Annotated in this window: 19 protein-coding genes; 8 read left to right on the top strand and 11 right to left on the bottom strand. The window is 72.4% G+C overall.

Annotated elements, in window-relative coordinates:
• Positions 1–11 precede the first annotated feature (11 nt).
• Entirely contained in the window at positions 12–416 is a 405-nt protein-coding gene (locus AB0I69_RS44645; RefSeq protein WP_363101570.1) for a nuclear transport factor 2 family protein, read from the bottom strand.
• A gap of 10 nt (positions 417–426) precedes the next feature.
• Positions 427–1,395 carry an acetylxylan esterase gene (locus AB0I69_RS44640; RefSeq protein ID WP_363101569.1) on the bottom strand — a complete coding sequence of 323 codons (969 nt, stop codon included), beginning with the start codon at positions 1,393–1,395 and terminating at the stop codon, positions 427–429.
• A gap of 103 nt (positions 1,396–1,498) precedes the next feature.
• On the opposite strand from AB0I69_RS44640, the gene AB0I69_RS44635 reads away from it, so the two are divergent.
• Entirely contained in the window at positions 1,499–2,857 is a 1,359-nt protein-coding gene (locus AB0I69_RS44635) for an 8-oxoguanine deaminase (RefSeq protein WP_363101568.1), read from the top strand.
• Between the two features lie 50 nt (positions 2,858–2,907).
• On the opposite strand, the gene AB0I69_RS44630 is transcribed toward AB0I69_RS44635, so the two are convergent.
• The 3 genes from AB0I69_RS44630 to AB0I69_RS44620 all read right to left on the bottom strand — a co-directional run bounded on the left by AB0I69_RS44630 (position 2,908) and on the right by AB0I69_RS44620 (position 4,982).
• The gene (locus AB0I69_RS44630) at positions 2,908–3,561 is read right to left on the bottom strand and encodes a hypothetical protein (RefSeq protein WP_363101567.1); all 654 of its coding nucleotides are present in this window, start codon (positions 3,559–3,561) and stop codon (positions 2,908–2,910) included.
• Positions 3,562–3,628: 67 nt separating this feature from the next.
• Entirely contained in the window at positions 3,629–4,384 is a 756-nt protein-coding gene (locus AB0I69_RS44625; protein WP_363101566.1) for a ferredoxin reductase, read from the bottom strand.
• Positions 4,377–4,982, bottom strand: a complete 606-nt coding sequence (locus AB0I69_RS44620; RefSeq protein WP_363101565.1) for a sulfite oxidase-like oxidoreductase — start codon at positions 4,980–4,982, stop codon at positions 4,377–4,379. Before AB0I69_RS44620 ends, AB0I69_RS44625 begins: the two co-directional genes overlap by 8 nt.
• Before the next feature lie 274 nt (positions 4,983–5,256).
• Between AB0I69_RS44620 and AB0I69_RS44615 the strand changes: the two genes are divergently transcribed.
• Together AB0I69_RS44615 and AB0I69_RS44610 are read left to right on the top strand one after the other, a co-directional pair.
• Complete coding sequence (locus tag AB0I69_RS44615; RefSeq protein WP_363101564.1) at positions 5,257–6,183, top strand: NADP-dependent oxidoreductase; 927 nt, start codon at positions 5,257–5,259, stop codon at positions 6,181–6,183.
• Positions 6,180–6,908: a GNAT family N-acetyltransferase gene (locus tag AB0I69_RS44610; protein ID WP_363101563.1), complete on the top strand. Its 729-nt coding sequence runs from the start codon at positions 6,180–6,182 to the stop codon at positions 6,906–6,908. Before AB0I69_RS44615 ends, AB0I69_RS44610 begins: the two co-directional genes overlap by 4 nt.
• 22 nt (positions 6,909–6,930) lie before the next feature.
• On the opposite strand, the gene AB0I69_RS44605 is transcribed toward AB0I69_RS44610, so the two are convergent.
• Positions 6,931–7,371 carry a MarR family winged helix-turn-helix transcriptional regulator gene (locus AB0I69_RS44605; RefSeq protein ID WP_363101562.1) on the bottom strand — a complete coding sequence of 147 codons (441 nt, stop codon included), beginning with the start codon at positions 7,369–7,371 and terminating at the stop codon, positions 6,931–6,933.
• 245 nt (positions 7,372–7,616) lie between these two features.
• Between AB0I69_RS44605 and AB0I69_RS44600 the strand changes: the two genes are divergently transcribed.
• The gene (locus tag AB0I69_RS44600) at positions 7,617–8,411 is read left to right on the top strand and encodes a putative protein N(5)-glutamine methyltransferase (protein WP_363101561.1); all 795 of its coding nucleotides are present in this window, start codon (positions 7,617–7,619) and stop codon (positions 8,409–8,411) included.
• Here the strand turns inward: AB0I69_RS44600 and AB0I69_RS44595 are convergent.
• The gene (locus AB0I69_RS44595) at positions 8,401–9,147 is read right to left on the bottom strand and encodes a hypothetical protein (protein WP_363101560.1); all 747 of its coding nucleotides are present in this window, start codon (positions 9,145–9,147) and stop codon (positions 8,401–8,403) included. The genes AB0I69_RS44600 and AB0I69_RS44595 overlap by 11 nt on opposite strands.
• Before the next feature lie 198 nt (positions 9,148–9,345).
• Here AB0I69_RS44595 and AB0I69_RS44590 point away from each other — a divergent pair, with 198 nt between their 5' ends.
• On the top strand, positions 9,346–11,361 hold the full coding sequence (locus tag AB0I69_RS44590; protein ID WP_363101559.1) for an NADPH-dependent 2,4-dienoyl-CoA reductase: 2,016 nt from the start codon (positions 9,346–9,348) through the stop codon (positions 11,359–11,361).
• Between the two features lie 30 nt (positions 11,362–11,391).
• Positions 11,392–11,928 carry a PadR family transcriptional regulator gene (locus AB0I69_RS44585; protein ID WP_363101558.1) on the top strand — a complete coding sequence of 179 codons (537 nt, stop codon included), beginning with the start codon at positions 11,392–11,394 and terminating at the stop codon, positions 11,926–11,928.
• A 53-nt stretch (positions 11,929–11,981) separates the two neighbouring features.
• Here AB0I69_RS44585 and AB0I69_RS44580 read toward each other — a convergent pair whose 3' ends face one another.
• The 3 genes from AB0I69_RS44580 to AB0I69_RS44570 form a co-directional block, all read right to left on the bottom strand.
• Entirely contained in the window at positions 11,982–12,521 is a 540-nt protein-coding gene (locus AB0I69_RS44580) for a hypothetical protein (RefSeq protein WP_363101557.1), read from the bottom strand.
• A 184-nt stretch (positions 12,522–12,705) separates the two neighbouring features.
• Complete coding sequence (locus AB0I69_RS44575; RefSeq protein ID WP_363101556.1) at positions 12,706–13,659, bottom strand: LysR family transcriptional regulator; 954 nt, start codon at positions 13,657–13,659, stop codon at positions 12,706–12,708.
• A 21-nt stretch (positions 13,660–13,680) separates the two neighbouring features.
• A complete protein-coding gene (locus AB0I69_RS44570) occupies positions 13,681–14,685 on the bottom strand; it encodes a fibronectin type III domain-containing protein (RefSeq protein WP_363101555.1) in 1,005 nt (334 codons plus the stop codon).
• Between the two features lie 407 nt (positions 14,686–15,092).
• On the opposite strand from AB0I69_RS44570, the gene AB0I69_RS44565 reads away from it, so the two are divergent.
• Positions 15,093–15,815 (top strand): glycoside hydrolase family 75 protein, encoded by a 723-nt coding sequence (locus tag AB0I69_RS44565; protein ID WP_363101554.1) that lies wholly within the window; start codon positions 15,093–15,095, stop codon positions 15,813–15,815.
• Positions 15,816–15,849: 34 nt separating this feature from the next.
• Here AB0I69_RS44565 and AB0I69_RS44560 read toward each other — a convergent pair whose 3' ends face one another.
• Complete coding sequence (locus AB0I69_RS44560) at positions 15,850–16,611, bottom strand: glucose 1-dehydrogenase (RefSeq protein WP_363101553.1); 762 nt, start codon at positions 16,609–16,611, stop codon at positions 15,850–15,852.
• Between the two features lie 131 nt (positions 16,612–16,742).
• Here AB0I69_RS44560 and AB0I69_RS44555 point away from each other — a divergent pair, with 131 nt between their 5' ends.
• Positions 16,743–17,384, top strand: a complete 642-nt coding sequence (locus AB0I69_RS44555) for a TetR family transcriptional regulator (protein ID WP_363101552.1) — start codon at positions 16,743–16,745, stop codon at positions 17,382–17,384.
• Positions 17,385–17,540 lie beyond the last annotated feature (156 nt).

Here is a 17,540-nt window from a genome sequence, read left to right as displayed (position 1 = left end):
TCGCCGTACGCTCAGTTCAGGAACAGCGTGCCGGTCGGCTCCCGATGGCCCGGTTCCGTGTGCCAGTAGTCGCGGGTCTCCACGGCCAGTCCGGCGTCGTCGAAGCGCACGAAGACACAGCCGGCGAGGGTGGACGGCTCGCCGGCCTCTTCCGCCAGCACCCTGAACTCGGCCACGGCGAGGCCGTGTTGACCCACGACCGGCACCGAGAACCGCACATCGCCCACCCGCTCCGCCGCGAACGACCAGCGCAGATACGCGGCCAGTTCGGCCCGCCCCCGGTGCGGTTCGCGGAACGGCATCGAGCGGTGGACGCAGTCCTCGGCGTACAACTCCAGCAGCGCCTCCACATCGTGCTCGGCCCAGGCCCGGGCCCAGATGCGGACGAACCGCTCGGCGGCCTCACGCGTGTTCATGCAGCACCTCTCAGATGTACGACCGCAACCAGTCCACCTTGGCCGCCTCCTGGTAAGGCCCGCCGCCCTCATGGTCGTTGAAGTCGTACACCTCGATCCTCTTGTCCTCGTGCGCCCAGGCGTTGAACGCGGCGAAGATGGTGGAGGGCGGGCAGGTCTCGTCCTCCAGGGCCGCCGAGAAGAGGGCGGGGGCGCGGCCTCGGGACGCGAAGTGGACGCCGTCGAAGTACGACAGGGTGCGCAGGACGTCCTCGGTGCGGCCGCGGTGGGTCCTGAGGTAGTTGCCTATCTCCCGGTACGGGTCGCGGTCCGTCAGGGTCGCGGCGCGCGGGTAGTCGCACAGGAACGGCACGTCCGGCGCGATCCCCGCCAGGTCACCGACCAGCCCGCCCACGGCGACGGTGATGCCGCCGCCCTGGCTCACGCCGATCGCCACCGTGCGCGCGGGGTCGACCGACGGGTGCGAACGGGCCGCCTCGACGGCTCTCACCCCGTCCGTGAACACCCGGCGGTAGTAGTAGTTCTCGGGGGCGTCGACACCCCGGGTCATGAAGCCGGGGTACGCGGGCCCGCTGCCCACCGGGTCCGGGGTGCCACCGCCGCCTCCCCAGACGCTGCCCTGACCGCGCGTGTCCATCACGAAGTGGGCGCGGCCCGTCGACGCCCACAGCAGGTTCTCGTGTGGAAGGCCCCGCCCGCCGCCGTAGCCGAGGAACTCCACGATCAGCGGCAGCGGTTGCTCCGCGCCTGCCGGCAGGCGCAGCCAGCCCTTCACCGGGTGGCCGCCGAAACCGGCGAACGACACGTCGTACACCCGCACCGTGGACAGTCCCGTGTCGACCGGTTCGAAGCGGGCGTCCAGATCGTGCTCGCGGGCCTCCTGGAGGGTCTTGGACCAGAAGGCGTCGAAGTCCTCGGGCTCGGTGGACGCGCTGCGGTACGCGCGGAGTTCGTCGAGCGGAAGGTCGAACAGGGCCATCGGCGGGCGCCTTTGTGAAGTGTGAGTGCGGATGATCGCACCGTACGTGTGACATCGGAGGACTCGCCAGGCTTGTGTGGCGCCCCGCGCCTACCATGTCGGCATGTCGTCTGCCGTGGATCTGCTGGTCAAGGACGCCGAACTGCTCGTCGTGGACGGTGGGCGGGAGATCCCGGGCGGCTGGGTCGCCGTCACGGGAGGTCGGGTCACCGCCGTCGGCGCGAGCGGGGCCGAACCCGAGGCGCGCACGACCGTCTCCGCCACCGGGCGGCTCGTCACCCCCGGGCTGATCAACACGCACCACCACATCTACCAGAACCTCACCCGCTCCTACGCGCCCGCCGTCAACGGCACCCTCTTCGACTGGCTGACCACGCTCTACCCGCTGTGGGCGAGCCTCGATGAGGAGGCCGCGTACGTGTCGGCGTACGTCGGTATGGCGGAACTCCTCATGGGTGGCTGCACCACATCCTCCGACCACCTCTATGTGCATCCGCGCCCCTACCTGGTCGACGCCGAGATCCGCGCCGCCCGCGACATCGGCTTCCGCTTCCACGCGACGCGCGGCTCGATGACCCGCTCCGTCGAGGACGGGGGACTGCCGCCGAGGAGCGTCACGCAGAGCACCGACGAGGTGCTCGCCGACAGCGAGCGGCTGATCAAGGCCCACCACGACCCGGAACCGGGCGCGCTGATCCGGGTCGCGCTCGCACCCTGCTCGCCGTTCTCGGTCACCAAGGACGTGATGACGGCGACCGCGGAACTCGCCGAGCGGTACGACGTACGCCTGCACACGCATCTCGCCGAGGACCGCGACGAGGACACCTACTGCCTGGAGACCTACGGCTGCCGGCCCGTCGAGTACTTCGAGGACACCGGGTGGATGAGCGACCGCACGTGGGTCGCGCACTGCATCTACCCGAACGACGACGAACTGCGCCGCCTCGCCGCCGCGGGCGTCGGCGTGGCGCACTGCCCCAGCTCCAACATGCTCATCGGCGGCGGCACGGCCAGGGTGAAGGAGATGCGCGAGCTGGGTCTGCCGGTCGGTATCGGCTGTGACGGTTCCGCTTCGACCGATCACGCCTCGTTGTGGATGGAGACCCGCGGCGCCCTGCTGCTGGGCCGCTACCGGGGCGGACCCGGTGCGATGACCGCGCGCGACGCCCTCGACATCGCGACCCGCGGCTCGGCGCGGTGTCTGGGCCGGGCCGATGAGTTGGGACATCTGCGGCCGGGCGCGTGCGCCGACCTGGTCGTCTGGGACCTGCACGAGGTCGCGCTGGCCGGGGCGATCAGTGACCCCGTCGAGGCGTGGCTGCGGTGTGGCCCCGCGCGGGCGTGGACCACGGTCGTCGGCGGGCGGGTCCTTGTCGACCGGGGTGAACCGGTGCTGCCCGCGTTGGGGGATGTGCTGCGGGACCATGGGCGAGTCGCACGACGTATGCAGCAGGGGGTGTAGCGGCGGGCCATGTGCGGCGGCCCCACGGCCCCCGTTTCGCGGCCCTCGCGTCACGCCCGCCGTCGGGTCCACTGCGGTTCGGTGAGTGCCCAGTCCCGTTCCCACTCGGCCAACCGGTGGCGCAGGGAGACCCGGCGGATGACTGCGGACCCGAGCAGCACCAGCCCCACCACACCGCCCGTGGTCCAGGCGCCGACCGTCAACGTGTGCTGCCAGACGGCCACTTCACCCGCGGGCTGTGCGACGTTGCGGCCCTGGGCGTCGAACCAGACGTCCACCACGTCACCGCGCCCCGTGCCCGCCGGGACCGCGGCCGTGGCCGTACGGGGTCCTTTGCCCGGTTCCGTCCAGCGCACCGCCACCAGGAAGCTGCGCGGGCGGCTGCCTTCCACCGACGGCAGTTCGGCGGGCGGCCTGCCGATCACCTCCGCGCGGACCCGATGGCGGTCGGCGCGCTGGGCGGCGGCGACGGTCCGGGCCTGGTCGTGGGCCCACAGGCCCGCGGCGGCCCCGGCCAGTGGCGCGCAGACGAACAGGAGGACGGCGACGGCAACCGCCGTCCACGTCTCCACGACGTCCGACCGGCGCCGCAACGGATTGTGCCGCCTGCGCCGACTCCGTACCCGGTTCCGCACGTCGACCTCCTCGCCGTCACCGGAGCCGAGGAGCGCGAAGATCACGCTGTCCCGACACCGCGCACGCATGCGAGCGTCCACACAGCAGTCGTACCCCCTCCGGGGCACTTCCCTCAACCGGAGCCCCGAGCGAGCCTCAGCCGAAGCGTTCGATACGGATGCGGTCCACGGGCTGCCCCGCCTCCACCAGCAGCCGCGAGGCATGCTCGGCGAACCCGTTGGAACCGCACACATAGGCCTCCCACCCACCAGGAGGCTGCTCGGCCAGGAACGGCGCCACATGTGCGGCGGCCATACGTCCCACCGGCACACCCTGTGGCGCGCTGCGCGTGAACACGGCCGTGGTCTCCGCGCCGTACTCCCGCGCGTAGATCAACTCCTCGGGACTGCGGGCCGACACCACCAGCCGCAGCGGCACGGACAGCTGCCGCGCCCGGTGCTGCCGGATCATCGACATCAGCGGTACGACGCCGGAACCGGCACCCAGCAGCAGTGCGGGCCGGTCGCCGGGCCAGGCGAAGAAGCCGCTCAGCGGGCCGCGCACCTCGACCTCGTCACCGGGCTCGGCCACCGTGTGGAACCAGCCCGACACCTCACCGCCCTCGACGTGGTCCAGGGTCAGTTCCACATGTCCGGCGTCGTCTGGGTGCGAGGCGATCGAGTAGTGGCGCTGCGCCACATAACCGTCCTCGGCCCGCAGCCTCAGCATCAGGTGCTGGCCGGGCAGATGTCCGGCCCAGTCGGGCACCGCGAACCGGAACGTGGCGGCGTGCGGGGTCTCCCGGCGGATCTCGGTGAGGGTGGCGGTCTGCCACACGGCGGCGGCCCGGTTGCTCACGGCGATACGTCCCGGCACCGCGAACCTGGTGGCGGGCGCGAAGATGTCAGTCACCGGAGTACCGCTGTTCCTCCCAGGGGTTGCCCCGGGCGTGATAGCCGTTCTGCTCCCAGAAGCCCGGCTCGTCGTGGTCCAGGAGCCGCAGGCCCGCGATCCACTTGGCGCTCTTCCAGAAGTACAGGTGCGGCACCAGCAGCCGCGCGGGGCCGCCGTGCTCGGCGGGCAGTGGCCCGCCGTCGTACTCCCACGCGATCCAGGCCCGACCCCCGGTCACGTCGGAGAGCGGGAGGTTCGTGGTGTACCCGGTGTGCGAATAGGCGACCACATGTGTGGCGGACACATGGGGCCGCACCACATCGAAGAACGCGTCCAGCGAGACGCCCCCGAACCGCACCCCGAACTTCGACCAGCTCGTCACACAGTGGATGTCACCCTCGTAGGCCGACGAGGGCAGTTCGTGCGCCTGCGTCCAGTCCCAGGTCCGCGGCTCGGCCACCAGTCCGTCGACGCGGAAGGTCCAGTCGGCGGGCGCGAGGTCGGGTGTGACCTCGGCGGACAGGACGGGCCAGTCGTCGCCCGCGTCGTACTGACCGGGTGGCAGACCGGCGTCGGGGACACGGGGGCGTCCGGTGAAGCCTCGGGTGACGTGCATACGGGTGGAGCCTCCAGGCCGCTGCGGCGCGGGTCCGCCGGGCGAGCGCGATCAGTGGTTTCTCGTTTCAACGGTACGCGTCCACGAGGTATGCCCAGGTCCGAGGGTGCCCGCCGACTATTGCGGCCGTATGAACTCTCCGCGCCCCGGGGAATAGGCGCCCGGCGACGGACCTTGGTCTTCAGTGCGGCTTGAGTGCGGACAGCCGGTGGTCGTGCTGCTGTTGTCGTGACCACCGGTGATCCGGTGACTGCGCAGGAGAGTGAGGAAGCAGATGCCGAAGGCGTACGTTTTCACGCGGTACGGGGGACCCGAGACCGAGGCGCTCGTCGAGGTCGACCAGCCCCGTCCCGGCCCCGGTGAAGTCCTCGTCGCGGTACGCGCGGCCGGGGTGAACCCGGTCGACTGGAAGCAGCGCACCGGCTACCGCCGACCCGGCGAGAGCGGCTCGCGCGCGTTCCCCGCGGTCTTCGGCCAGGAGGTTTCCGGAGTCGTGCGGGAGACCGGTGCCGGAGTGGACGGATTCGCCGTCGGCGACGAGGTGTTCGGCGGCACTGTGGCCGGCGGATACGCCGAGTACGCCCTGCTGCTCGCCACGGTCACCGCGCACAAGCCCGCCGAGCTGCCCTTCACGGAGGCGGCCACCCTGCCGGTCGCCGCCGCGACCGCGTACGACGGCATCCGCCAGCTCGACCTGCCTGCCGGCGCGACCGTGCTGATCACCGGCGCGGGCGGCGGCGTCGGTTCCGCGGCCCTGCAGATCGCCCGCGCCCTCGGACTGCGCGCCGTGGGCGTGGCGAGCGCGGGCAAGAAGGACTTCGTGGAGTCGTTGGGCGCGGTCCACGTCCCGTCCGGACCGGACCTGGCCGCACGGGTACGGGCCGCCGCTCCGGACGGCGTCGACGGCGCCTACGACCTCGTCGGCGGCGAAGTGCTCGCCGAGGCCGCCTCTCTCCTCACCGACCACTCGAAACTGATCACCGCCGGAGCCCCCGCCCCCGAGGTCGAGAAGCTCGGCGGCGCCCGTGTCGAGCGCGCCCGCAACGCCGCCGTCCTCGACGCGCTCGCGCAGCTCGTGGTCAGCGGCCGACTGGACCCGCACGTGACACGGACCTTCCCCCTCGACCAGGCCGGCGAGGCCCTGCGCACCGTCGAGGACGGCCACGCCCGCGGCAAGATCGTGATCGAGATCTCCGAATGAGCGCAAGCGCAGTGGAACAGCACGTCCTCGACCACCCCGCCCGCGCCGCGCTCACCGGCCCGCACGCCCACCTCGCCGAGCGGCGCGGCCGGGTGCTGCGCTACCCGGTCGACGTGAGCCCGTGGCTGGCTCTGCCCGACGACCCCGACGCCGACGACTGGGCGGACGTCGCCGCGCTCTCCGGTCCCGGCGCCGAGTTCCTGCTCCTCGGCTTCGGAGGCCGGATACCGGACGACTGGGAGACCACCTTCCACGCCGACGGCGTACAGATGGTCGACGACGGACTGTCGCCCGCACCGGACCCGGAGGCGATCCTCCTCGGCCCCGCGGACGTCCCCGAGATGCTCGACCTGGTGGAACGGACCCGGCCCGGCCCCTTCCTGCCCCGCACCGTCGAACTCGGCACCTACCTGGGCATCCGCCGCGACGGCGCCCTCGTCGCCATGGCCGGCGAACGACTCCACCCGCCCGGCTGGACCGAGATCAGCGCCGTCTGCACCGACCCGTCCGCCCGCGGCGAGGGCCTCGCCAGCCGCCTCATCCTGGCCGTCGCCCACGGCATCCGCGAACGCGGCGAGATCCCGTTCCTGCACACCGGCGCGGGCAACGCCAACGCCATCCGCCTGTACGAGTCCCTGGGCTTCCGGCTGCGCCGGACCACCGCGTTCCTCGCCGCACGAGTGCCGGAGCACCTGCCCCGGACACAGGCCGTGGCGGTGTCGTAGAACCGAAGGGACCGGCGGCGCCTCAGCCGGCGTCCGCGGCCCCGTCCGGCCACGCGTTGTAGCGCTCCAGATAGCCGGCGAACCGCGCCAGATCCTCCTCCGGCCAGTCCGCCAGCCGTTCCCGGAAGGCGGCCTGGCGGTTCTCGGTGACCTGGGCCAGGATCTGCCGGCCGGCGTCGGTCAGATGCAGCACCTGGACGCGGTGGTCCTCCGGATCGAGGCGGCGCTCGATGAGGTCGGCGCGCTCCAGGGCGGCGACCTGACGGCTGACCGTGGACTTGTCCAGGGCGTAGTGCGCGGCCAGATCGGTGGCCCGGCAGCCGTCCTGTTCCTCCAGGTGGCCGAGCAAGGTGTACGACACCAGTGACAGCTCGGGGTGGAGGCGGCCCGCCGAGGCCCGGGCGCGCCGCGCGAAGGTCGTCATCTCGCGCTGGATGGTCTCCACTGCCTGTTCCGGTTGCACTGGAATCTCCCTCATTCTCCTGGTTGCATAGTACAACTCAGTGAAGGGGGCGGCCTCTCGCGGGCCCGTGGTTCGGGTACTGTTGCTCATCGGTCGCGGACGGTCCCGGCCCTGAAGTCCCGGGAGGTGAGACCCATTTCCGCTGTGTCAGGTCGGGTGCTCTCACCTCAGGACAACTCGGTTCACCGGTAGCAGGTGACCGCGAGAGCGCCCTTCGGTCACCTTCCGAAAGGCTCTCGCCTTCCATGCCTTCCCTTTCCCCCGCCTCCGTCGTCACCGCGCTCCGTGCCGCGGGCTGTGTCTTCGCCGAGGACGAGGCGCGACTGATCCTCTCCGCCGCCGGCACCCCGGACGAACTCGCCGCCATGGTGGACCGCCGGGTCGCGGGCCTGCCCCTGGAACACGTCGTCGGCTGGGCCGAGTTCCGCGGACTGCGCATCGCCGTGGAAACCGGCGTGTTCGTGCCCCGCCGCCGTACCGAGTTCCTCGTCGAACAGGCCCTCGCGCAGGCCCCGGACGCGTCCGTCGTCGTGGACCTGTGCTGCGGTTCCGGCGCGGTCGGCGCGGCCCTCGCAGCCGCCCTCGGCCGGGTCGAGCTGCACGCCGCCGACATCGACCCCGCCGCTGCTCCCTGCGCCCGCCGCAATGTCGCCGCCCACGGCGGGCACGTCCACACGGGCGACCTGTTCGCGGCGCTGCCCGACGAGCTGCGCGGCCGTGTCCACATCCTCGCGGCCAACGTGCCGTACGTCCCCACCGGCGAGGTCGGTCTGCTGCCCGCGGAGGCGCGCGAGCACGAACCGTTGGTCGCCCTCGACGGCGGCACCGACGGCCTCGACATACTCCGCGAGGTCGCCGCCGGGGCGCCCGCCTGGCTCGCGCCCGGCGGCTGCCTGCTCGTCGAGACCAGCGAGCGTCAACTCCCGTCAGCCGTGGAGGCGTTCACGAGTGCCGGGCTGGAGACGCGGTCGGCCTACTCCGAGGAGCTGTACGCGAACGTCGTGATCGGCGTCAGGCCGGCGCGGCCCGTCAGGTCGTAGCGCCGCTGCCGGACGGGCTGGGTGAGGGGCTCGGGTCGCGGTCGCCGCGTCCCCAGGGACCGTGGCCGCCGCCCGGGAACCCGCTGGGTCCCCCCGACGCGCTGCCGCGGTCCTTGCGGTCGAAGGTGCCGGTGAAGGCCCGGTCGGCGGTCCGGGTTCCGGAGTCGGAGCGGGTGCCGGTGAGGGAGGCCGTGTCGCCCTTCTTGAGGGCGCCGGAGTTCTGGGCCGTGGCGCCGGAACCCACGGTCCAGGTCCACGAGGTCCCGTCCTCGCTCTTGACGGTGACCTGGTCGCCGTCGACCTTCGTGACCGTCCCCCGCTGCCAGATCCGTACGACCCACTTGCCGGTGGAGTCGTCCTTGACCGTCGCCTCGCCGTGCACGGCCTTGCCGCCGACTCCGAACCCGAACCACATACCGCCGCCCCCGTGCCGGAAGCCGGGCCCACCGGGCGACGGCGACCCCGACGGGGACCCGGCAGCGGCGGGCACGGCCTCGCTGCCCGAACCTCCCGAGGTCGCCGCGTAGGCGACGGTCCCGCCGAGCGCCAGCACACCGACGGTGACCGCGGCGATCACCGCCCGGGCCCGCCCCGACCGCTGCCGCCACAACCGGTCGAGACCGCGATCCCGCTCCGCTCCGCCGGGCCCGGTGAGCACCTCCCACTCGGGTGCGTGGTCGGGCATCGGCGGTACCGCCCCGGAACTACGGTCGTCGTGCTCAGGGTCGTGCGTCACGGCTCGCTCCCTCGGCCCGGGCGCCCGGCATCCCACGGCACGCCTCCCTGTGATTCTCGACTCCGCCCGATAAGGAACGGGTAACGGCTCCCTGTGAATCCGACGCAGCCCGTCCCGCATCCGCGATTGTGCAACTAGTTGCATAAACCCCTCCCCGTCCTCTACAAAAGAGGCACGACACCGCGCACGGAGGGCCCGATGAGCCGTTACCCGCACCTGCTGAACCCCCTCGACCTGGGCTTCACCACGCTGCCCAACCGTGTCCTCATGGGCTCCATGCACGTCGGCCTGGAAGAGGCCGAGCGCGGTTTCGAGCGCATGGCGGAGTTCTACGCGGCACGCGCGCGTGGCGGAGTCGGCCTGATCGTCACCGGTGGCATCGCGCCCAACGAGGCCGGACGCCCCTACGAGGGCGGCGCCAAGCTGACCACCGACGCCGAGGCCGCGCAGCACGCCGAGATCACCGCCGCCGTGCACCGCGAGGGCGGGCGGATCGCGATGCAGATCCTGCACTTCGGGCGCTACGCCTACCACCAGGACCTCGTCGCGCCGAGCGCCGTCCAGGCGCCGATCAGCCCCTTCCCGCCCCGCGCGCTCACCGACGACGAGGTCGAGCAGACCGTCGAGGACTACGTCCGCGCGGCCCGCCTCGCCCGGCAGGCCGGGTACGACGGCGTCGAGATCATGGGCTCCGAGGGTTACCTCATCAACGAGTTCATCGCCGCGCAGACCAATCACCGCGACGACCGGTGGGGCGGCTCGTACGAGAACCGGATGCGCTTCCCCGTCGAGATCGTGCGCCGGGTGCGCGAGGCGGTCGGCGAGGACTTCATCATCGTCTACCGGCTGTCGATGCTGGACCTCGTGCCCGGCGGCTCCACGCTCGACGAAGTCATCAGGCTCGCCAAGGCAGTTGAGGCGGCCGGGGCGACCATCATCAACACCGGCATCGGCTGGCACGAGGCCCGCATCCCGACCATCGCGACCTCCGTGCCGCGCGGGGCGTACACGTGGGTGACCAAGAAGCTGATGGGCGCGGTCTCGATCCCGCTCGTCACCACCAACCGCATCAACACCCCTGAGCTGGCGGAGCAGTTGCTCGCCGACGGGTGTGCCGACATGGTGTCGATGGCCCGCCCGATGCTCGCCGACCCGGACTTCGTCGCCAAGGCCGCGGCCGGCCGTTCCGACGCGATCAACACCTGCATCGGCTGCAACCAGGCGTGCCTCGACCACACCTTCAGTGGCAAGATCACCTCCTGCCTGGTCAACCCGCGCGCCTGCCACGAGACCGAACTGGTCCTCGCCCCAACGCGGTTGCGCAAACGCGTCGCGGTGGTGGGCGCGGGTCCGGCGGGACTCGCGTGCGCGGTGAGCGCGGCCGAACGCGGTCACCAGGTCACGTTGTATGACGCCGCCGCCGAGATCGGCGGTCAGCTCAACGTCGCCCGACAGGTCCCGGGCAAGCAGGAGTTCGACGAGACGCTGCGCTACTTCCGCACCCAGCTCGCCGAGCACGGGGTGGACGTACGCCTCAACACACCTGTGACGGCAGCTGACTTGGGCGACTACGCCGAGGTCGTCGTCGCCACCGGCGTCACCCCGCGCACCCCCGACATCCCCGGCGTCGACCACCCCAGCGTCGTGGGGTACCTCGATGTCCTGCGCGACCGCGTCCCCGTCGGCGACCGCGTCGCGATCCTCGGCGCGGGCGGCATCGGCTTCGACGTCGCCGAGTTCCTCACGGACGGCGGCGACAAGGCGAGCGAGGACCCTGCGACGTACTTCCGTGCTTGGGGCGTCGACATGGACTACGCGGCCCCCGGCGGCCTCACCGCACCCGAGCGTCCCGCCCCGCCGCGCAGCGTCCACCTCCTCCAGCGCAAGGCCACCAAGGTCGGCGCCGGCCTCGGCAAGACCACCGGCTGGATCCACCGCACCGAACTCAAGCACCGGGGCGTCACCATGGTCCCGGGCGTCCAGTACGACCTGATCGACGACGCCGGACTGCATGTCACCGTCGACGGCCGCAGCACCGTCCTGGAGGTCGACACGGTCGTCCTGTGCACCGGCCAGGACCCGCGACGTGACCTCTACGACGAACTGACCGCCGCCGGACGCAGCGTGCACCTGATCGGCGGTGCCGACGTGGCCGCCGAACTGGACGCCAAGCGCGCCATCAAGCAGGGCACCGAGGTAGCGGCTGCCCTCTGAGGCCCAACGCCCGTCCCTAGGATGACCTCCATGTCACTCCCGCACGCGATCCTCACCGCCCTCCTGGAGAAGCCGTCCTCGGGCCTTGAGCTGACCCGGCGCTTCGACAAGTCGATCGGCTACTTCTGGTCGGCGACGCACCAGCAGATCTACCGCGAGCTGGGAAAACTGGAGGCCGAGGGCCAGATCAGGGCCCTTGCGTCCGAGCAGCCGGCCCGCGGCCAGAAGAAGCAGTACGAGGTGCTGCCGGCGGGCCGCGCCGAACTGGCCCGCTGGACCGCGTCCTCCCAGGACCCCAAGCCGCTGCGCGACACGATGCTGCTGCGCCTGCGCGCGGCGGCCGTGGTCGGCACGGACGGCATCGAGTCCGACCTCCGCCACCATCTCGCCCTGCACCGGCGGCAGTTGGCGGAGTACGAGGAGATCGAGAAGCGCGACTTCCCGCCCGACCGGGACAGCCCCCAGGACCGGCTCCGGCACCTCGTGCTGCGCGCCGGCATCGACCTGGAGACCTTCTGGACGCAGTGGCTCACGCATGCGATCGAGGAGTTCGCCGAGTTGCCGTAGGACATGGCCGAGGGGCCGCCCGATCGTGGGCGGCCCCTCATGGTCGTGGACGGTCAGAGGCGGTACGGCTTCGCGCGCCTGCGCAGGAACCAGGCCGTCGCGATGAGGCCGACTCCCACCAGGCCCCCGCCCGCCGCCAGGGTGAGCGGGCCGTAGTCCTTGGTGGCCCCGCCGAGGCCGCCCATGACGCCGCGCGAGGGCGAGGCCGTGGCCGTGGGGGTCGTGGAGCTGGAAACGATCACGGACTGGGTGCCCGCGGGCGTGCTGACGTTCTGGCACATGACGATGACGGTGTAGGTGCCCGGAGTGACGTTGGTCCAGGCGGTGGACTGGCTGACGGTCGTCCCCGCCAGGGTCGCCTTGCGGCCCTCGGCGAAGCTCCCCTGGCTGCTGGTGAGGAGCGAGCCGGTGCCCCAGACGCCGGTGGTGCGGTTCTGGGAGCACGCGCTGGTCGTGACCGAGACCGTGGTCCCGGTCGTGCTCACGGAGATCCCCGACGCCGCGCCGGCGGTTCCGGCGGTCAGGGCGAGGGGAAGAGCGGCGGCGGCTGTCACGGTCAGGCCGGAGCGGAGTAGTAGCTGAAAAGTGCGCATGGGACTGCCCTCCGGCGGCACGGTTGGCGGAACATCCCTTGCGCCGCCGGGATCGGGAAACGGCCGTGCTGCCTCCAAGGAAGCCAACGCGCCCTGGGCCCGTCCCGCATGCGGACGGCGACCGGGCAGGTGACGGATTCCTTCGTCCGGCTCAGGGGTGATGCGCTGTCGGCGTCACGCGGGCTCACCAGGTGGGTGCCGCGCGGAGCAGCCGCTCCCGTACGAGCGTGACGTGCGGGTTGTCCGGCGAGCCGGGGCGCCGGGTGAGATACGAGGTGTTGATCGGCGGGTCCTCGGGCACCAGCAGCGGCACCAGCGCGCCGGACGCCAGCTCGTCCAGGCACAGATAGCGGGGGAGCACGGTGATCCCGGCACCGGCCACGACCGCCGCCCGCACCCCGCGCAGATCGGGCACCGTGATCGCGGCCTGCCCGCCGAGCCGGGTACCGAAGACATGCCGCCAGTAGCGGCGGGCGATCGGCAGATCCTCCGCGTACGCAACCAGGGGCACCCCGTGCAGCGCGGCGGGCCCCTCGGCCGCGACCCGCCCGGCCCCGATGCGCTCCGCCCACGCGGGCGCGGCGACCAGCACGAACTCCTCGTCCGCCAACGGCTCCCAGGTCAGCGTCCGCCCGCGCGGCCGAGCCGTGGCGATCACCAGGTCGAAACGGCCGCCCCGCAGACCGTCGAGCAGATCGTCCGTCAGGCCCGGGCTGACCCGCAGCCGTACGCCCTCCGCGGTCAGCGGTGCCAGGGCGGGCAGCACGCGCGTGCACAGCAGCTCCGCCGGGCCCGCCACGTGCACCGGCTCCGGGGACTGGTCGGCGCCGGGGCCGCCACGGTCCGCCACGACGGCCAGCGCGTCCAGGGGTGCCGCGACCTGCGCGGCCAACTGGTCCGCCACGGAGGTCGCGACGACACCACGCGACCGCCGCTCGAACAGCTGCCGCCCCAACTGCTCCTCCAGTGACCGGATCTGCGTCGTCACCGTCGGCTGCGACAGCCCGAGCAGCCGCCCCGCCGCCGTGAACGAACCGGCGCGGTGCACGGCGAGGAACGTGCGCAGGAGGGAGAGATCGAGCGGTGCGGCGGCGGCCGGAGCGGGAGTCGGCGAGCCATCGGAATTCCCATGGACCATGAACCGAATCCTACGGTCCACCTATGGCGTGGTCTCGCCCGTCGTCACCGTCCGCTCCGCCGAGAACCCGCCCCACGTGCCGTCCGGCAGCCGCGCCCTGAGCCGCACCCGGTGGCCGACCCCGGCCTCCCTGCCCGTGTAGAAGCTGTACGTCGCATGATCGCGCGGCGCGGTCCCGCCCCAGACCAGTGAGGTGGCGGGCTGTCCGTCGAGCTGGACCTGGTACTCCGTGACCACCCCGTCCGTGCGCGGCGGCACCCAGGACAGGTCGATGTAGTACGCCCCGTCCTTGCCCCGGTGGGTGGTCGCGCGGAAGTCCGTGGGCGCGGTGCCCCGCCCGTCGTCGCTGCCCGGCGCGGTGGTGAGCGGGACGGCCGTGCTCGCGGGCGAGAGGTTGTCGGCGGCGTCCCGGGCCCGCACGGTGAAGGAGTAGCGCGTACTGGGCCGCAGCCCCGTGACCACGGTCGCCGTCTGGGCGCCGCCCACACTGTGGATCTTCGCCCCGCCCTGATAGATGTCGTACGACACCACACCCCGGTCGTCCTTCGAGCCGCCCCAGGACAACTGGACGGCCCGGCTGCCGATGACCCGGCCCTGCGGGGTGCGCGGACGGGTGGGCGCCGAGTGGTCGTCCGCGACGGCGACCGGTGTCCTCGCCCTGACCTCCCGGCTGGGCGGCCCGAGGCGCCCGTCGGTGTCCCGGGCCCGCACGGTGAAGGAGTACATGGTGGCGGGCCGGAGCCTGATGACATCCACCATGTGCTCGGAAGCCGATACTTCCTTCACTTTCGTGGTGCCGCGATACACCTCGTAGGTGCGGATGCTCGGGCTCGCCGTCACCGCGTCCCACATGACGTGCACGCTGGTCGCGCTCCCCGCCGCGGCCGTGACTCCGGCCGGGGCACCGGGGGCGTGGCCGTCCCCGTCGCCACCCGTGCCGCCCCAGCCGCAGGAGGCGAGCAGCAGGAGCGCGGCGCACACCAGGACGGTACGAAGGAGAGCGAGGGCGGCACGGACGCGTCGCACGATTCTGCCTCCCCGGCACTACGCGGTATCACACGACGGAAAAGGTCCGGACCAATATGACCCGGGTGGTGCGACCGCATCAAGAGGGGCGCCGTTGCCGACCCGTCACAAGGGTTACGTATGCTGAAGCACTCACGGCTGAACTCACCCCCGGGAGTGGGTAGTTCATGCCGGTGGCGCGGACCGCTGTCGTCGCTGATCCCGCGCCGGCGCGGGCGGCCGGGCGGCCGGAGCCGACACCGGCTCAGGTCCCCGGCCCCCGTCGGGAGTGGCAGGGGCTCAGGCGCCCGGCCCCCGTCGGGAGTTCGGGGCGTGCACCGTCCGGCCCCCTAACGGTGGCCGCGCGATCGGACCGGTACCAGGGTGGGCTGAGTGTCCGTCAGATCCCCCAGGAGAGGCTCCCTATCGTGCGTGTCCAGACGCTGACGCTGGCCGCGGCCGGCGCCGCCCTGCTCGCCCCGACCACGCTGCCCGCCGCACCTGCCGCACTCGTCCGGCCTCAGGCGGGTCCCGCGGCGCTGCGCGAGGGCGACGTGAGCGCCGCCGATCTGCTGGCCAAGGTGCGGGACTGCACCCCCGTGTCCCGCGGCCGGTACCGCAGCGACGACGGGGAGCGCGCGACGATTCCGGTCTGCGGCACCAAGGAGGCCGTCTTCTGGAAGGCCGACCTGGACATCGACTGCGACGGACAGGCCGGCGCCCGCTGCAACGCGCGCACCGACCCGCTGTTCTCGTCCATGACGGCGTACCAGCAGTCCGACGGCCGCTATCTGGACGCCGAGCGGCTCCCGTACATCGTCGTCCCCGCCGCGAGCGCCCTCTGGAACCACCGGGACCACCGCATCGGCGGCGGCTCGGTCGCCGCCGTCGTCTACCAGGACCGGGTGCAGTACGCCGTCGTAGGAGACGTCGGCCCGCACGACATCATCGGCGAGGCGTCGTACGCCACGGCCAAGGCCCTCGGTATCCGCCCCGATCCGCGCGGCGGCGGAACGGACACCGGGGTCACCTACATCGTGTTCAAGGACTCGCGGGTGAAGCCCATCGAGGACCATGCGGCGGCAGTGGAGACGGGGCAGCGGCTGGCGCGCCTCTTCGTGCGGGACGCCGCCGGGCGTCCGGGGTCGTAGGGCACAGCCTGCCGAGCCCTGCGGGGCGGCGGCGTCAGACCGCCGACCAGCCGTCGTCGACCGGCAGGATCACGCCGTTGATGTTGCTCGCCGCGTCCGAGGCGAGGAACACGATCGCGGCGGCCTGCTCCTCGGGCCGGGCCAGACGGCCCACGTTCACGAAGTGCGGGCCGAGCGCCGCCGGACCGTGGGCGGCCCGGTCGGCCTCCACGGAGATGTTGGTCGCCGTGGCGCCCGGGGCGATGGCGTTGGCCCGGATGCCCTGCTTGCGGTACATCACGGCGAGGTTCCTGGTCAGGCCCACCACCCCGTGCTTCGAGGCCGTGTAGGCGGCGCCCGCCGCACTGCCCCGCAGACCCGCCTCCGAGGCGGTGTTCACGATCGCGCCCCTGCCCGCCGCCAGCATGTGCGGCAGCACGGCCCGGGTGAGCAGGAAGGGCGCGGTCAGATTGACCCGGATGACCCGCTCCCACTCCGCGTCGGCCACGTCCGCCAGCGCCGACATGCGGTCCATGATCCCGGCGTTGTTCACCAGGACGTCGACCCCGCCGAACCGCTCCACGGCGGTCGCGGCCACCTCGTCGACGACCGCCTGCTCGCTGAGGTCACCCGTGACCGCGACGGCGGTGCCGCCCGCCTGCTCGATCTCCTTGACGACCGCCCCCGCGCCGTCGGCGTTCAGGTCGGCCACCACGACCTTGGCGCCTTCCGCGGCGAAGGCCAGGGCGGCGGCGCGCCCGATGCCGGAACCCGCTCCGGTGACGATGACGCTGCGTCCGTCGAGTCCACTGGCCATGAGGTGCTCCTGTCCGTCGTAGGAGGGCTGAGCGCCCGTCGGTCCCTCACCATACGACTTAATGTCTTCAAGTGACATAAAGTCATGGTGGAGAATCCCGGGAGGTCACGACCGCAGCCGGAGGGGAACTGATGACCGCACCCAGCGGACGCACGGGACGACCGCCTCTCACCGAGGCGCGCAAGGCCGAGATCCGGCTGGAGATCGCCCGGGCCGCGGTGGAGCTGTTCGTCGCCCAGGGCGTGGCGGCGACCACCGGTGAGCAGATCGGCCAGGCGGTCGGCGTCTCGGCGCGCACCGTGTGGCGCTACTTCCCGAGCAAGGAGAGCTGCGTACGGCCACTCTTCTCGGCCGGTATCGACGTGATCGCCGCCCGGCTGCGGGAGTGGCGGCCCGGCCGGCCCCTGGCGGAACTCTTCGACCGGGATCTCGCGACCGCCCTCCTCGCCGCCACCGGCCCCGGCGGCGCCACGGGCAGCGCGCTGGTACGTCTCACCCGCACCGAACCGGGCCTGCGCGCGATCTGGCTCCAGACCTACGACGAGGCGGAACCGGCGTTCGCCCACGCACTGGCCGACCGGGCGGGCCTGCCCGCCGACGACCTGCGCCCCATGATCCAGGCGGCGATGCTCAACGCGGCACTGCGCGCGGCGGTCGAACGGTTCGCCTGGCACCGGAGCGAGAGCGCGGCGGACGTGGCGATGACGGAGGAGGCCGAAGTGGCGGAGACGCTGCGCTCGGCGCTGGCCGTCGCGGCGGAAGGGGTCTCGTAGGGGAGCGGTTCAGGACGGGCGCGGGTGCATCTCGGCCGGCGTGGCCCGACGGGCGTACTGCGAGGGGGGCGACCGCCCCACGGCCCCGCCTCACATCCGTCCGTCGGGGAGGGGCCGTGGGGCCCCTACCAGGCACAGGGCGCCTCGCAGGCCAAG

Source organism: Streptomyces sp. NPDC050508, assembly GCF_040655155.1.
Classification (GTDB): domain Bacteria; phylum Actinomycetota; class Actinomycetes; order Streptomycetales; family Streptomycetaceae; genus Streptomyces.
The sequence above is the reverse complement of the archived record's forward strand: the minus strand, read 5'-3'. Positions and strand labels throughout refer to the sequence as shown.